This is a genomic window from Sorangium sp. So ce119 (genome assembly GCF_051524405.1).
GTDB lineage: Bacteria > Myxococcota_A > Polyangia > Polyangiales > Polyangiaceae > Sorangium > Sorangium cellulosum_G.
Genome location: NZ_CP150310.1, coordinates 7,697,694 through 7,713,080, shown reverse-complemented (window position 1 = coordinate 7,713,080; position 15,387 = coordinate 7,697,694). Strand labels below are relative to the sequence as shown.

The 15,387-nt window shown below is 72.9% G+C and carries 11 protein-coding genes; 5 read left to right on the top strand and 6 right to left on the bottom strand.

The window, feature by feature from the left end; genetic code table 11:
• Positions 1–71 precede the first annotated feature (71 nt).
• The 4 genes from WME76_RS29065 to WME76_RS29050 all read left to right on the top strand — a co-directional run bounded on the left by WME76_RS29065 (position 72) and on the right by WME76_RS29050 (position 4,499).
• On the top strand, positions 72–734 hold the full coding sequence (locus tag WME76_RS29065; protein ID WP_437955518.1) for a glutathione S-transferase family protein: 663 nt from the start codon (positions 72–74) through the stop codon (positions 732–734).
• Positions 735–835: 101 nt separating this feature from the next.
• On the top strand, positions 836–2,242 hold the full coding sequence (locus WME76_RS29060) for an amidohydrolase family protein (RefSeq protein ID WP_437955517.1): 1,407 nt from the start codon (positions 836–838) through the stop codon (positions 2,240–2,242).
• Positions 2,243–2,248: 6 nt separating this feature from the next.
• Entirely contained in the window at positions 2,249–2,944 is a 696-nt protein-coding gene (locus WME76_RS29055; RefSeq protein ID WP_437955516.1) for a hypothetical protein, read from the top strand.
• Between the two features lie 409 nt (positions 2,945–3,353).
• On the top strand, positions 3,354–4,499 hold the full coding sequence (locus WME76_RS29050; protein ID WP_437955515.1) for a cytochrome P450: 1,146 nt from the start codon (positions 3,354–3,356) through the stop codon (positions 4,497–4,499).
• An 18-nt stretch (positions 4,500–4,517) separates the two neighbouring features.
• On the opposite strand, the gene WME76_RS29045 is transcribed toward WME76_RS29050, so the two are convergent.
• The 5 genes from WME76_RS29045 to WME76_RS29025 all read right to left on the bottom strand — a co-directional run bounded on the left by WME76_RS29045 (position 4,518) and on the right by WME76_RS29025 (position 11,256).
• Positions 4,518–5,567, bottom strand: coding sequence for a hypothetical protein (locus WME76_RS29045; RefSeq protein ID WP_437955514.1), 1,050 nt, complete (start codon positions 5,565–5,567; stop codon positions 4,518–4,520).
• On the bottom strand, positions 5,545–7,170 hold the full coding sequence (locus WME76_RS29040; RefSeq protein WP_437955513.1) for a protein kinase domain-containing protein: 1,626 nt from the start codon (positions 7,168–7,170) through the stop codon (positions 5,545–5,547). The genes WME76_RS29045 and WME76_RS29040 overlap by 23 nt, the downstream gene beginning before the upstream one ends.
• Positions 7,171–7,242: 72 nt before the next feature.
• Positions 7,243–8,289, bottom strand: a complete 1,047-nt coding sequence (locus WME76_RS29035) for a TOMM precursor leader peptide-binding protein (RefSeq protein ID WP_437955512.1) — start codon at positions 8,287–8,289, stop codon at positions 7,243–7,245.
• Between the two features lie 22 nt (positions 8,290–8,311).
• On the bottom strand, positions 8,312–9,094 hold the full coding sequence (locus WME76_RS29030) for a SagB/ThcOx family dehydrogenase (RefSeq protein WP_437955511.1): 783 nt from the start codon (positions 9,092–9,094) through the stop codon (positions 8,312–8,314).
• A gap of 11 nt (positions 9,095–9,105) precedes the next feature.
• Positions 9,106–11,256, bottom strand: coding sequence for a TOMM precursor leader peptide-binding protein (locus WME76_RS29025; RefSeq protein ID WP_437955510.1), 2,151 nt, complete (start codon positions 11,254–11,256; stop codon positions 9,106–9,108).
• 955 nt (positions 11,257–12,211) lie between these two features.
• Here WME76_RS29025 and WME76_RS29020 point away from each other — a divergent pair.
• Entirely contained in the window at positions 12,212–14,101 is a 1,890-nt protein-coding gene (locus WME76_RS29020) for an amidohydrolase family protein (protein WP_437955509.1), read from the top strand.
• A 31-nt stretch (positions 14,102–14,132) separates the two neighbouring features.
• Here WME76_RS29020 and WME76_RS29015 read toward each other — a convergent pair whose 3' ends face one another.
• A complete protein-coding gene (locus WME76_RS29015) occupies positions 14,133–15,221 on the bottom strand; it encodes a serine/threonine-protein kinase (protein WP_437955508.1) in 1,089 nt (362 codons plus the stop codon).
• Positions 15,222–15,387 lie beyond the last annotated feature (166 nt).

The following is a 15,387-nucleotide window of genomic DNA, read 5'->3' as shown; positions in this document are numbered from 1 at the left end:
GCGCGCCCGCGGAGACGCCGGGTGCGGCGCCGATCGAGGACGTGAACGGCGAAGGCAACAAGGAGGTTCCCATGAAGGTCTATGGCATGCCGGAGAGCACGTGTACGCAGAAGGTCTTGACCGTCCTCGCCGAGAAGGAGCACGAGGCCGAGATCGTCGAGGTGAACGTGCTGATGGGCGAGGACAAGACCCTCCCCGAGCACCTGGCGCGGCACCCGTTCGGGGAGATCCCCGTGCTCGAGGACGACGGGTTTCTCCTCTACGAGTCGAGGGCGATCATCCGTTACCTCGATAAGCGCCTGCCCGGCGCCTCGCTCACGCCGCGCGATATCCGGGAGTGGGCGCGGATGGAGCAATGGATCAGCTGCGAGCAATCGTATTTCAGCGGGCCCGCCTATGACGTGATCCGGAGCGGGCCCGTCTACAACCTCGTCTGGAGCAGCCCTGGCGCTGTGTACTTCCCCCCGCCGCCCGACGAGCCGATGCTGAAGAAGGCCAAAAAGGACGTGGCCCTGGCGTTCGACGTCATGGACAGGACGCTCTCGACCCAGCCGTACCTCGCCGGCGGGACGTTCTCGCTCGCGGACATCACGCACATGCCGTACATCAATTACCTGATCGCCTCCGGCGGCGGCGACTTCGTGTCGAGCCGGCCCGGCGTGGCGGCCTGGTGGGAGCGCGTCACCTCGCGCCCGTCGTGGCGTAAGGTCGGGAGGGTGCTGGGACAGTCCTGAGCGGTCGAACTATCCATCTTCCTTACTCCCTCTCGCTTTGCCTGCTTCATGGACTCGGCGTCGGCGCCGGCGCGCCGTCGCAACCGGAAAGGAGCTCTCAGATGGAACATGCCGACACGCTCGTTGTGCACGCACACGCCTTGACCATGCGCGGAGACGGCGTGGGGTACATCGGCGATGGAGCGGTCGCGATCGAGGGTGGGCGCATCGCGGCGGTCGGCACGACCGCGGAGCTCTCGGCGCGGTTCACCGCCGAGGAGCGGATCGACGCGACAGGCCACGCCATGCTCCCGGGGTTCATCAACGCGCACCTGCACTCGACGGTCAACGTGATCCGCGGCGTGGCGCAGGACGTGGACCACTGGCTCGAGAAGGCCTACTGGATCTACTACAAGTACGTGAACGACGCGGACGCGCTCGCGCGCTCGCGCTTCACCCTCCTCGAGGGGATCAAGTCGGGGATAACGACCTTCCTCGACCACATCGCCCCTTTCCCCGGCTGGCCGCAGGCGTACGCGGCCGCGGGCGTCCGGGGTCGCCTCGCCGCCTCGATCAGCGCGCTCGGCATGGACGCGAAGCTCGACGGGCTCTATCCGCTGGATCCGGAGGTCGGCGACGACATCGACGCGGCCGTCGCGTTTGCGCGCGAGTGGAACGGCGCGGCGGAGGGGCGCATCACCGTGCTGCTCGGGCCGGTCGCGGCGGACGCCGTGCTCCGGGAGCATCTCCAGAAGATCAAGCGCGCCGCCGATCGCGAAGGCCTCATGATCCACATGCACGTGGCCCAGGGAGATCGGGAGATCGCGCAGGTGCTCGCGCGCCACGGCCAGCGGACCCCGGCGTACCTCGACGAGCTCGGCTACCTGGACGATCAGCTCATGGCCGTCCACCTCACCGAGGCGACGCAGGACGAGGTGCAGCTCATGGCCCGCCGCGGCGTCCGCATGATGCTCTGCTCCAGCGCCATCGGCCTCATCGACGGCATCGTGCCGCCGGCGCTCGCCTTCAAGCAGGCGGGCGGCACGGTGGCCCTCGGCTCGGACAACAGCGCGTGCTCGATGTTCAACGAGATGCGGCTCACCGCGCTGTTCAACAAGATCGCGCGGCGCGATCCGAAGGTGATGCCGCCCTGGGAGGTGCTGCGCATGGCGACCATCGACAGCGCGCGGGCGATCGGCCTCGGGGATCAGATCGGGTCGCTGGACGTGGGCAAGCAGGCCGACCTGATCCTCATCGATCTCCGCGAGCCGAGCCTCTCTCCGCTGCTCGACTCCCCGGTGCGGAACATCGTGCCGAACCTCGTGTACAACGCGCGCGGCACCGAGGTGAAGAGGGTGATGGTCGCGGGGCGGACGGTGATGCGCGACGGAGAGGTGCTCACGATGGACGAGCGCGCGGTGCTCGAGGAGGCGCAGGCCGCGGCGGACGCCATCGCGCGCCAGGTGGCGTCCGACCCGGGCCACGACGGGCTGGCGCTCGTCGCGGCGATGAGGAGCGGCAAGCTGTGAGGATGGATGGCGCGACGTCGGGTCGCGCCGGGGAGGTCAGCCATGGTGAAGGCGCGTCGAGCCAGCGTCACGGACATGGATGCGATCATGCGGGTCGAGGAGGACTGGCCCGAGTACCAGCGGGCGAGCCGGGAGACGATGCTCGTCCGGCTCGCGAAGTTCCCCCAGGGGTTCTGGGTCTTCGAGCAGGACGGCGAGATCATCGGCACGCTCACGAGCTGCCTGACGCGGTACGAGCGCAGCGGGGGCAAGGGCTTCAGGAGCTGGGATGAGGTGACCAACCACGGCAACCTGCCGGACGTCGACATGGCCACCGCGAACGCCCTCTACCTCGTGTCGGGCACGCTCCGGCGGGAGGCGCGCGGGGCCCGGGGCTATGCGCTCCTCATCGAGACGCCGGTCAGGCTGGCCGAGGAGCTCGGCCTCGATTACGTCGTCGCCGGGGCGAAGATCCCCGGTTATGACGCCTACTGCCGGCGGCACGGCGAGGTCGACGCGCGCGACTACGCGTTCATGGAGCTGAACGGGTGCCTCATCGATCCGTTCCTCGAGGTGTACAGGGGCTACGGGTTCACCGTGCCCGACAGGGATCACATCGTCAGCGACTTCTACCCTGACCCCCCGAGCCGCAACCACGGAGCGATCGTCGTGCGGGAGCTCAAGCGCTCGGGCAGGGGCGATGGCGGACTCAGCGGTCGATGAACGAGGCGTGGGCTGCAACACGCTTGTGGGGCGTGGCCGCGACGTGCGGTGACGTATGGACTTTCCGGACTCCCCCTACGAGCCGTGGGTTGCATGTCTGGTGTCGTGTCGAACCGTGCGATGACGGCTGAGCGCGTCATCGCGTCTCCGGCGCGCTGTCCTACATTTACAGCGGCCGGCGCGCAGGATCGCCGGGCAGAATACTCCGTTCCATCCTGGCACCTCTGTCTCCCTGATTCCGTTCGTCCAGGTGCTCGCTGATCGGGCCGGTTGCCTGCGCCGGTGCTACGATGCACGGTACCCCGAATTCACCAGGAGCCGGTTCACGATGGGAGTCCGTGGCGCTGCGCCGAGATACGATCTTCTCGGTCCTGAATTCTCCGCCAATCCACACCCGACGTTCCAGCGCATGCGGACCGAGGCCCCCGTCTACTGGGACCCTCAGCTCAACGTCTACTGTCTGACCCGCTACGAGGACGTACAGCTCATCCTGCGGGATCCGCGCTTCTCGGCGGAGCGCGTCGATTACTACATCAGCGGTGTCCCTGCGCTCTTGCGGCAGAAGCTGAAGCGGTACGACGAGTTCATCGCTCACTGGATGGTGCTCGCCGACCCTCCCAGGCACACGCGGCTGCGCAGCCTCGTGGCCCGGGCGTTCACGCCCCAGGTGGTCGAGGGGCTGCGCCCGCTGGTCCAGCGGGTCGCGGACGAGATGATCGACGCGGCGTCGGCCAGGGGGCGCATGGACCTCCTCGGTGACCTCGCGTACCCGCTGCCCGGCGTCGTCATCGGGAGGCTGCTCCGGATCTCGCCGGCGGACACCGAGCGGCTCAAGGGGTGGTCCGACGCGCTCTTCCGGCTGCTCGGGGCGCCGGTGCCCGACGAGGACACCATCGAGCTCGGCCATCAGGGGGTCGTCGGGTTCGAGGAGTTCCTCCGCGGCCTGATCGCGGAGCGGCGGGCGCACCCCGGCGACGACGTCCTCAGCCGGCTCCTGCTCGCGGAGGAGCAGGGCAGCATGCTCAGCGACGCCGAGCTGATCTCGACGTGCGCGCTGCTGCTCGCCAGCGGTCACGAGACGACGACGCACCTCATCGGCAACGGCGCGCTGGCCCTGATCAACCACCCTGACCAGATGCAGATGCTCCGGGAGGATCCGCGGCTCATCGACAAGGCGGTGGAGGAGATCCTGCGTTACGCCGGTGTCGGGTACCAATCGTCCCGCCGCGCCCGCGAGGACGTCGAGATCCGCGGCGTGCGGATCGAGGCAGGTCGGATCGCGTTCGGCTTCCTCCTCGCGGCGAACCGCGATCCAGATCGCTTTCCGGACCCGGAGCGGATGGACATCCTGCGCAAGGACACCCGGCACGTCGGGTTCGGCGGCGGGATCCACTTCTGCCTGGGCGCCCAGCTGGCGCGCGTCCAGGCCCAGGTCGTGCTCAACACGATCGTCCAGCGGCTGCCGGACCTCGCGATCGCCGAGCCCTGCCTGGAGTGGATCCCGAGCTTCCTCGTCCGCGGCCTCCGCGCGCTCCCGGTGACCTTCTCCGCCTGAGCGCGCGCCGGCCGCCCGTCAGAAGCGGCCCTGGATCGCCAGCCCGCCGCCGGTCGTCCCGAGCGCGGGCATCACCACGACCCGCGCCGCCGCGGGCTCCGCGTCGTCGAGCGACGTCACGAACAGCGCGACGCCGGCCGCGAGCCCGATGCCGCCGACGACGAAGCCGACGTTCGAGAGCGCCGCGGCGCTCCTGGCGTCGTCGACCAGCGCCACGCCCTTGTCGTCGCAGAGCGTCTCGGTCCGGCAGTGCTCGTCCTGGGCCCGGTTCCACCGCGCGCTCGCGATCAGCCCGAAGATCGAGCCCGTCACGACGCCGGCGACGCCGACGCCGCCGGCCACGAAGGAGAGCGCGCGGCGCGTGCTCGCGCCGCCGTCCCCGTCGCCGCCCCCGGCGGGCCGGGGCGGCGCGTCGGGCCGCGGATCGACCGGTCCGGCGGGCTGCGGCGCCGCCGCTGCCGCCGCCGCCGCCGCGGGGTCATCCTCGAGCGGCGGGATCTCGACCGTGACGGTGTTGCCGGGGCCCGCGGTCTGCGCTTCCGCGGAGAACGGCCTCTTGCCGGGCGCGGTCGCCTCGACGCGGTGCTTGCCCGGATCGACAGGGAGCGGCGCGCCCCACGCCCCCGCGTCGAGGACCGCGCCGTTGCGCCGCACGACGAGCCCGTCGGCCGGCGCGCGCACCGCGACGGTGAGGCGCTCGAGCTTCTTCTCCAGATCGGCCGCGCGGCGCGTCGCCTTGGCCTCGCGCTCGGCCTGGCCGGCGCGGCTCGCCATGTCCGCCGCCTCGCGGAACGCCGCCCAGGCGCTCGCGGTCCGGCCGACGCGCTCGAGGCAGTCGGCCAGGTTCCACTGGGTGCCGTAGCCTGGATCGAGCCGCTGGCTCGCCGCGAACTTGGGGCACGCCTCGGCGAGCTTGCCCTGGGCGACGAGCTCGCGCCCCTCGCGGAAGAGCGCCTCGGCCGCCGCCGCCTGCTCCGCGGAGGGCTCCGCGCGGGCGACGCCGGCGGAGAGCGACAGGAGCGCGGCGACACACCACGCGACGCGGCTATTTCCTCGATGTCTCGTCATCGTCGTTCCTCGGGGGCCTGGGGGTCGCCGGCGGCCTGGCGGACGGCCTGGGCGCCGGCGGGCGTGCGGCGGGCCTCGCGGACGCCAGCGCCGATGCAGCGGCGGGCGCGATCGACGTCGGCGGCGCCGTCGCGCTCGTCGTCGGCGAGGGCGGCGCCTCGGGCGCCGTCGAGGCCGCGGCGGGCGAGAGGCCGGGCGTCGGCGCCTCGGCGCGCGGCGGCTCGGGTTCGGCGCGCGGGGGCTCGGGCTCGGCGCGCGGGGGCTGCGGCTGGTCGGCCGAGGGCGCGGCCGGCGGCGACTCGCCGCGGAGCGCGATGTGGATGCCGGCGCCGACCGCGACCGCGGCGGCGAGCATGCCGCCGGCGAGCAGCGCGACGGGCGGGCGCGCCGCCGTGCGCTCCGGGCGGTTCGACAGCCGCACGCTCGTGGCGGGCGCCGTGCCCGACAGCGCGTGCGTCCCCGCCGGCGGCTGCGACCCCGCCGGCGGCTGCGACCCCGCCGGCGGTTGTGACCCCGCCGGCGGTCGCGGCTCCGTCGGCGGTTGCGGCCCCGACGGCGTATGCGGCCACGCCGCCGGTTGCGGCCCCGACGGCGGTTGCGGCCACGCCGCCGGTTGCGGCCCCGACGGCGTATGCGGCCACGCCGCCGGTTGCGGTCCCGACGGCGGTTGCGGCCCGAGCGACGCCATCGACGGGCGGGACGCGCGCGCGTCGGCGCCGAGCGGCGCGAGCATCGCCTCGACGATCGCCTCGCCGTTCGGCAGGAACGCGCGCAGCGCGGCCGCGAGCTCGCCCGCGCTCGCGGTGCGGCCGGCCGGATCGATGACCAGCGCCCGGTGCACCACGTGGGCGACCTCCGGCGGCACCCACGGCGCGATCTCCTGGATCCAGCGCACGGGCGTCGTGCAGATGGCCAGGACGAGCTCCCCGAGGCCGGTCAGGTGCTCGTTCGGCCGGTGCCCCGAGAGGGCGTGGTACAGGCTGACCCCGAGCGACCAGACGTCCGAGCGCGCGTCGACGGCGCCGCTGCCGCGCGCCTGCTCGGGCGACATGTAGAGGGGCGAGCCGAGGAGCGCGCCGCTCTTCGTCATCCCGCCGTTGCCGAGGCCCTGGTCCGACATCTTTGCGATGCCGAAGTCGAGCAGCTTGATCACGCGCTGCCCGCCGTGCTTCCGCGCGAGGAACAGGTTCGCCGGCTTGATGTCGCGGTGGACGACGCCGGCCTCGTGCGCGCGCTCGAGCCCGAGGCACGCCTGCAGGCCGATGCGGAGCGCGAGATCGACAGGCAGCGGGCCGAGCCGCTCGATGAGGGCCTGCACGTCCTCGCCCTCGAGGAACTCCATCGCGATGTACGGCGCGCCGGTCTCGCGGTCGCGCCCGGTGTCGAACACCTGCGCGATGTGCTCCGACTCGACCGCCCCGACCGCGCGCGCCTCGCGCTGGAAGCGGCGGAGCACGTCGTCGTCCGCGGCCTGCCCGAGGATGACCTTGACCGCGACGCGGCGCCCGGTGCCGGTGTGCCGCGCCTCGTAGACCGCGCCCATCCCGCCCTGGCCGATCAGCCGGAGGATCGCGTAGCGGTCGTCGAGGGTCCGGCCGATCATGGCGTCGGGCCGGCGGCGGCGTGGGGGCGAGCCCTCTTCACGGCCGCAGGTTAGAGCACCTCCGCGCCCGCGTCACCCCTCGCCGCACACGCCGCACCAGGGCAGCCTCACCAGCGCGTGGTGCGACGTCTCGAACGTCGAGAGGTCCTGGATCAGCACCCGGCCCCCGAGCCTCGACGGCGTGTACCCGGAGAGCACCTTGAGCGCCTCCATCGCCGCGAGGTGGCCGAGCATCTGCGCCATGGCGCCCGCGTGGGGCGGCGACCCGCGCTCGATGGCCGGGGCGCGCGCCGCGAGCGGCGGGTTGAGCGCCTCGGCCGCCGCGCAGACCCGGCACGCCGTCTTCCCCGGGATCACGAGGGGGCCGAGGACGGCCGTCGTCCCCGCGAGGTGCGCGAAGAGCGAGGCGACCTGCGCGCGGTGGCCGAACCGCGCGACGCGCGACAGGAGCTCCGCGTCGTCGCCGCGCGCCGCCGCGACGACGAGGTGAGGCCGCCCCTCCGGCGAGAGGAGGTCCCCCGCGTCGAGCGCCGCGGCGGGGCTCTCGTCCACGCGGCACCGCGGCGCGCGCTCGCGGATCAGCGCCGCCACGGCGCCGCGGCGGGGCGCGCCGAGCGCCGCCTGGCCGCGCTCCCGGAGCACCGCCGCGTCGCGCGGGCCGACCGCGCCGTCGTCGATCAGGCGCAGCGCGGAGATCCCCGCCGCGGCGAGCGCGAGGGCCGCCGCCGCGCCCCAGGGATCGAGGCCCACGACGAGCACGCGCGCGCTCGCCAGCCGCTGCGCCGCCTGCTGCGGGGCCGTCGACCACCTGCGGAGGAACTCGGCCTGCCCGCGGAGGCGCTCGCGGTCCGCGGGCTCCGCCGCGTCGGGCGCCGGCTCGACGAGGCCGCGCGCCTCGAGCAGATCGAGGAACGCGGTCACGCTCTCTCGCGAGTAGTCGGCGAGCGCCTCGACGATCGCCTCGCGATCGCGCGACCCGTCGAGCAGCGGCGCCATCCGCTCGAGGAACGCGCTCACGTCCGCGCCGGTGATCTGGAAGGTGCCGAGATCGGATCGGAGGATGACCCCCGCGTCCGTGGGCGTGATGCTGGCCGAGCGGCTGAGTCGAATTCTGGACATGGTGCTCTCCGACGCTCCGTGTTCAACCGCGCGGCGGCCCTGCCGGGCCCTCTGCCGGACCGGGCTGACCGATGCAGACGACGTACATGGCGTCCTCCTCGGCCGGGAGCGCCAGGAAGGCCTTGAGCTCATCGTCGTAGAAGCCGCCGATCGCCACCGGGCCGAGGCCCATCGCCGTCGCGACGAGATAGAGGTTCTGGCCGACGTGCCCCGCGTCGAGCCACAGGAAGCGATAGCCGCGCTGGCCGTACTTCCACATGGTGCGGAACGGGACCGCCGTGATGATGACCACGACGTTGGTGCTCAGGACCATCGTCTGATCGAGCGTCAGATCCGTGAGCGCCGCGTGCGCGAGGCCTCCCCGGCGGAGCTCGAGCTCGTGCGCGCGCGCGTCGTAGTGGTAGAGGCCATCCGGGAGATCCTCCACGGCCTGCGTCGCCACGTAGATCTCGAGCGGGTACAGCCCGCCGGCCGAGGGCGTCGGGCGATCGCAGCCCCACTCTCCGTCGACCTTCCGCGCGCCGCGGACGCCGTAGCTCGCGTGAAGGAGCCGCCCGAGCGTCTCCAGGGGCATCGGCCTGAGGGCGAACTCGCGGATCGACCGGCGCCGCTCCAGCACGTCGCCGAGCGGGGCGTCGATGGCGAAATCGCGCCCGGGCAGCGGCGTTCGCGCCGATCCGGCGTAGGTGCGGAAGCCGAGCGGCTGGAGATCCGCGCCGAACGCCGGCTCCGGCGTCCGCGACCTCACGTGGGACGACTGGAGGTGATAGAGCCGCGCGACGTCCGTCTCTTTGCTCCTTGCCATGGTCTCCTCGCTCAGGCCATCGGGTGAGGGTCCGGGTTGATCCCGCGGGGCGCCATGGACCGGAGGCGCGGATTGCCGAGCTGCGCCAGCTCGTGGCCGAAATGGATCTGCTGGAAGTCGGGCCCCACGGCCCGCGCGACGCGGAACGGCGTCGCCGCGAGATCGGGCGACGTCACGTCGACGATGGCGATGCGCAGCCCCGCGGCCGTCACGCGCCGGGTGAGCTCGGACAGCGAGGTGTCCTCGGGCTCCTCGAGCTCGGCGGCGGTCACCGTGCCGCCCTGGCGGAGGAAGGCGAAGGCCGCGGCGCGGCTCCGGGGGACATAGTACGTCGCGTGATCGTCGAGCGTGCGCACGTCCTCCGGTCGCTCCGGGACGGCGGGCATCTCGCCCGTCATGAGGCGGAACGCATAACTCCCGATCTGGCCCTGCTCCAGGATGGCTTTCTTGATCGCGGTGAGGGGGCTCAGGTGGGCGGCGATCGAGACAACCGCCCCGGGCCAGCGCTCTCCGTCGCCGTACCCCACGCACATCACCACGGGGACCGCGACGCCCGCGTCGAGGAGATACAGCTCGATCCGGGCGCCGCGCTCCTCGATCTGCCGGGCGATCTCGTGCACCTCGGGCTCGATCGCGTCGTCGGGCAAGATCCGCCGCCCCGGCCGGCGGGCGAGCCATGAGATCATGTACGTGTCGCGCTCGATGAGCTCGAGCGCGGCCTTCATCGACGCCGCCTCGAGCGTCGGGCCGGCGGCGAGCCCGTTCGAGGTCACCTGGCAGAAGTGCGCCTCGGGTCCGGCGCAGTAGCTGTAATAGGCCGCGAGCGCCGGGACGTACACGGGCGCGCGGGTGTCCAGCCAGCGACCGAGGACCCAGTCGATCGGCGTGGTCGGATCGATCCGGGTATAGGGGAAGTCGGGGCGCGCGTACTGCGCGTCGTCATAGAGACAGAGCCGCTCCGGAGCGATGAAGTCGCCCTTCATCTCGGCGACCGAGGCGCGGAGGAGCGCGCCGTGGTCGACGCGGCTGGATCCGTAGCGCTCGACCGCCTCGCCGGTCGCCCTGATCAGGGCCTCGACGGCCGTGACGCCCTTCCCGGTGCCGATCTCCGGCTCCTGGCAGCGGTGGGGGCCGTGGCGCCCGCCCTCGGTGTAGTTGCTGAGCAGCGCGGTGGCGACGACCGGCGCCTCGGGCGCGAGCGCCGGGCTCAGCGCGGCCAGCCTGAGCTCGTGGACGATGCCGGTCCGCGGGTCGACGACGCCGGCCAGGAGCCGCCGGAGCTCCGCGGCGTCGCGCGCGGCGTTCAGCGGCGCGCTCGGGCCCCGGCGCGCCGCCCCCGCGCGCAGGGCGGCGGCCGCGCCGCCGCAGATCGCGCACCAGGGCATCTGCAGGACGGCGTGGAACGACGCCTCCAGCCCGATCAGGTCCTGGATCACGAGGCGCCCCGCGAGCGGCGACGCGCTCCGGCGCACGAGCAGATCGACGGCCGCGAGCGCGACGGCGTGGCCGAGGAGCGCCGGCATCGGCGCGAGGTACGTGCGCGCGCGGGGGCCCGGGCGCTCGGCGAGGAGCGACGCCTGGAGCGCGTGATCGGCGTCGGGCTCCCGGCTCGTCGCGAGCCTCCGGAGACGGCAGCAGTTCCAGCACGCGGTCTCGCCGGGCACGACGGCCGGGCCGATCACCGCCTCGAGCCCGTCGAGGTGCGCGCTCAGAGAGAGGAGCGAGGCGGCGTGGGCGAACCGCGCGGCGCTCTGGAGGACGAGGAGATCGTCGCTCGAGACGCAGGTGAGGACGAGATCCCAGGCGGTGTCTTCCTGGACGAGGGGGCCGTCCGCGGCGGCGACGAGCGCCCCCGCGGTGACAGCGCACCGGGGAGCGAGCCGCGACAGCGCGAGGGAGAGGGAAATCGCGCGCTCTTTCCCGAGATCCGCCTCGGCGAAGGGGCCGAGATCGTCCGTCGTGACGCTCCTGTCGTCGAGGACGTGGAGCGCGCCGACGCCCGCCGACGCGAGCTCCACGGCCGCGACGGCCCCCCACGGCTCGAGCCCCACGACGAGGACACGCGATCGCGCGAGCTTCTCGCGCTCTCCCTCCCGCGCAGGAAGGGCGGTCCCCTCGAGCTGTGAACTGGCGACCGGTGAGCTGGGCAGTTGGATGGCCACGCGAGATCTCCAGGGATGGGCGGGGCGGCGGCGTCTCCGCCTGTCCGCGCTCCTCGTTCGTCAAAGAGCTTCGATGCTGGCGCTCGAGGATCGATGCGCCGGGGAGCGAGGGGGAGAATCACGTCATGGTCGACCGCCACGCCACCTGGCGCGATGAGGAGCGATCCCAGGAAGACGGGAAACCGCCGCGGAGATCCTCCGCGCTCCTCGCCCTCCCGGGATCCCTCGTTCACCGCTGGTCCGGGCCTAGCGGCAGCCGCATCCGTGACAAGGACGGTGACAGCCGCAGCCGTGACAGCCGCAGCCGTGGCAAGGACGGTGACAGCCGCAGCCGTGGCAGCCGCAGCCGTGGCAAGGACGGTGACAGCCGCAGCCGTGACAGCCGCCGCAAATGCGGCTGGACCGATTCGCTATTTCTATTGCCTCCAGCCTGCCCGACAGCTCGTCGATCGCGCTGCGCAGCTCCTTCACGGAGAGATCCAGGACCTTCGGCGCATCATTCCCGTCGTTCGAACCACTCATGATAGAACCTCCCAGTGGTAAGTGGGGCTCGCAAAGACCCTTGGCAATTCGACGATCGATGAGTCGACGGCGAGAACATTGACGCCATTTCATGTCATCCACGGCGGTCCGGCGCCGGCGGCGCGAGCGCCCCGCGGCGGCGCGCTCGCGCGCCTTCTCTCTCGCTCGTCCCGGCGCTCGCGGCTCTCCTTTCGGCCCTGAATCACCCGGGGCGCCGCGAGGCAGGGGAGAGGCTCGATATCGCCCTCCCGACGCGATCCGGGTCGGCGCGCCGTTTCTGCGCGACCCGAACAACCCTGGACAACGCGGCGCCATGCGCGCGCGCATCCATCGCGCCGTGAGCGCGGCCTCATTGAATTGCCTTTCGTCGCCCTCTCCGGTACCGGGCCCGCCTCCCTCGTGAGCGCTCATCGCTCATCAGCAAAGGAGTGTCATGCATCGTACTTCGCTCGGGCTTGCGATAGGTGGTCTCCCTTTCTTTCTCCTTGCTTCGTCAACGTCGCTCGCAGGGTGCGGCGCCCCCGAGCGCTCCGCGCCTCACGCCCTCGTCGAGGTGGGGTGTTCGGGCTGCACCGTGCTGAGGGGAGGTACGGTCTTCGACGGCGCGCGCGCGGGCAGGGCGACGGTGGTGATCGAGGGGGACAGGGTGAAGCAGGTCGCCTTCGACGAGCGCGACGACGTCGAGGTCGTGGGCGGCGAGGTCGTGGACGTCTCCGGAAAGACGATGCTCCCCGGCCTCATCGACCTCCACGTCCACTCGCTGAGCGCCGCCGGGCCTTACGCCTATCACGATGGCGACCTCCACCTCGAGGACCACACGAAGGCGATGCTCCGCTCGGGCGTCACCTCGTACCTCGACCTCGGCTCGCCCCAGCGCGTCATCTTCGAGCAGCGCGCGCGCGCTCGCGCCGGCGAGGTCCTCGCGCCGCAGCTCTTCGCGGCCGGGCCGCTGCTCACCGCGACGGGCGGGCACCCCTGCTATCACGGCAGCCCGCCCGGCGATTTCTGCCTCTTCATCGATTCTCCCGCCGACGTCGCCGGGGCCTTCGAGGCGCTCCTCCCGGGCGCACCGGACTTCATCAAGATCGTCCTCGAGTCCGGCGGATCGCGGCCGCTCCCGCGCCTCTCGCCCGACGCCGTCGCGTCGATCGCGCAGGCCGCCGGGGCCGCGGGCGTCCGCGTCATCGCTCACGTGGCGGAGGCCGAAGACATCGAGGTCGCGCTCGACGCCGGCGTGACGCTCTTCGCGCACCTGCCCGATCAGGACCTCATCTCGTCCGAGCTCGCGTCGCGGATGGCCGCGGCGGGGGCCGTCGTCGTCCCGACGCTCTCCGTGATGGACGGCCTGTACCGCGTCGCCCACGGCGCGCTCGACGGGCTCGACGACCCCGCCCTGCGCGACGACGTGCCGGCCGACGTCATCGCCGCCCTGCGCGACCCGTCGTTGCTCGCGGACATGACGACAGCCGGGTACCGCGAGATCGTGAAGGGGTTGCGCGACCGGGCGATCGCGAACCTCGCCACCTTGCACCAGGCCGGGGTCACCGTCGCCACCGGCACCGACGCGGGCAACCCGGCGGTCTTCCACGGGCTCGCCCTGCCCCGCGAGGTCGCGCTCCTCGTCGAGGCCGGGATGCCGCCGATCGACGCGCTCGTCGCCGCCACGCGCGCGGCCGCGGACGTGCTCGGGCGGCCCGATCTCGGGCGCATCGAGGAAGGGGCGCTCGCGGACGTGCTCGTGGTCGACGGCGATCCGCTCGCCGACGTCCGCGCGCTCGAGCGGGTCTCGCGCGTCTACAGAGCGGGTGTCCTCCTCGATCGGGACGCGCTCGCGCTGCCCCGCGGCGCGAGCCTCGCGCGGCAGCCGCGCACCGGCGCCGGCCCCGGCGAGACGTGCCTCGCCGCGCCCGAGTGCGGCGACGCGCTGTCGTGCAGCCCGGATCAGCGCTGCGCCGCGACCTGCGACGGCCCCTCGGCGTGCGGGCCGGGGAGCGCGTGCCTCTACGACGGCGGCTCGCCGACCGGCGGCTCCTGCGCGGCGGGCGACGGCTGCGACCTCTTCGCGCAGGACTGCGAGAACGGCGCCGCGTGCGTGTTCCTGGGCAACGGCGCGACGTCGTGCTGGTACGCGGGCGCGGGCTCGGGCGGGCAGCCGTGCGACGCCCTCTTCTCCTGCGCGCCCGGCAGCGTGTGCGACGAGCGATCGGGCACATGCAAGGACCTCTGCGACCCGAGCGGCGATCGCGCCCGCCCGTGCCCGGGCGGCAGGAAGTGCGTCGACAGCTCCTCGATCGCCGGGCTCCCCGTGGGCCTCTGCGAGTAGGTCGCCGCGGCCCTCTCCTATCGCGCCGCGCTCACCGCGACACGAGCAGCCAGGCGATCACGCTCCCCAGCGTGAAGAACAGGATGCCCGCGCCGGTGATCACGGCGCGCGACGTCCGCCGCTCGAGGAAGCTGGCCGCGGCCTTGAGGCTGGCCGGCGCGGCGATGCTCAGCTGCTCCGGCCCGCTCATCTTCTGGAGCGCGGCGTCGAGCGCCACGACCACGGCGCGCGCGTGGGGGAAGCGGTCGTCCGGATCCTTCGCGAGCAGGCGCATCACGACCGCCTCGAGCGCGGGCGGGACGACGACGCCCGGGGTGCGCTCGGCGATCGGCGCCGGCACGGCCGATCGGTGCTGCGCGAAGAGCGCCGAGGGCTCGACCGCCGTGAAGGGGTGCTTGCCCGCGAGCATCTCGTAGAGGATCACGCCGAGCGCGTAGAGGTCGGCGCGCCTGTCGACCGAGCGCATGCCGAGCGCCGCCTCGGGCGCCATGTACGCCACCGTGCCGAGCAGCACCCCGGCGTTCGTCAGCGAGCGGCGCGAGCCGTCGTCGGTGGTGAACGAGAACTGCTCGACCGGCACCTTGGCGAGGCCGAAATCGATGAGCTGGACGCGCTCCTCCGGCCCGTCGAGCACCATGATGTTGAGCGGCTTCACGTCCCGGTGGATGATCCCGAAATCGTGCGCCGCGTTCAGCGCGGTCGCGAGCTGTCGCGCGATGTTCGCGGCGCGGACGGGCGGGACGGGCCCCTTGTCGATGAGCTTGCGCAGCGTGGTGCCGCGGATGAACTCCATCACCATGAACCACGCGCCGTCGTCGAGCTGGTTGATCTCGTAGACCGCGGCGACGTTGGGGTGGAAGATGTGACGGCCCGCGATGGCCTCGCGCTCGAAGCGCTCGATGAGCTCCGGCAGCTCCTCGGCGTCCGGGTGGAGCACCTTCACGGCCACGTCCTCGCCGGTCGCGAGCTTCTTGGCCCTGAAGACGGCGGCGATGCCGCCCATCGCCACGAGCTCCTCGATGCGGTACCGGTGCAAGAGCGTGCGCCCGACGAGCGCCAGCGCCCGCTCCCGCGCCGCGTCGCTCGCCTGGCCCCCCGCGATGAACATGGGCCCGCTCATGAGGTCACGCCTCCGGGCCTCAGCGCGCGCGCTCGCGCGTCGGGCGCACCAGCGCGGCGCAGGGCGCGCAGCACCACGCCGTGCCCGCGAGGCGCCTCGCGGCGGAGCGGCGATTCCACCCTGGCTGACAACGTGCGCTCAGACACCCGGCGCCCGAGGGTAGCGC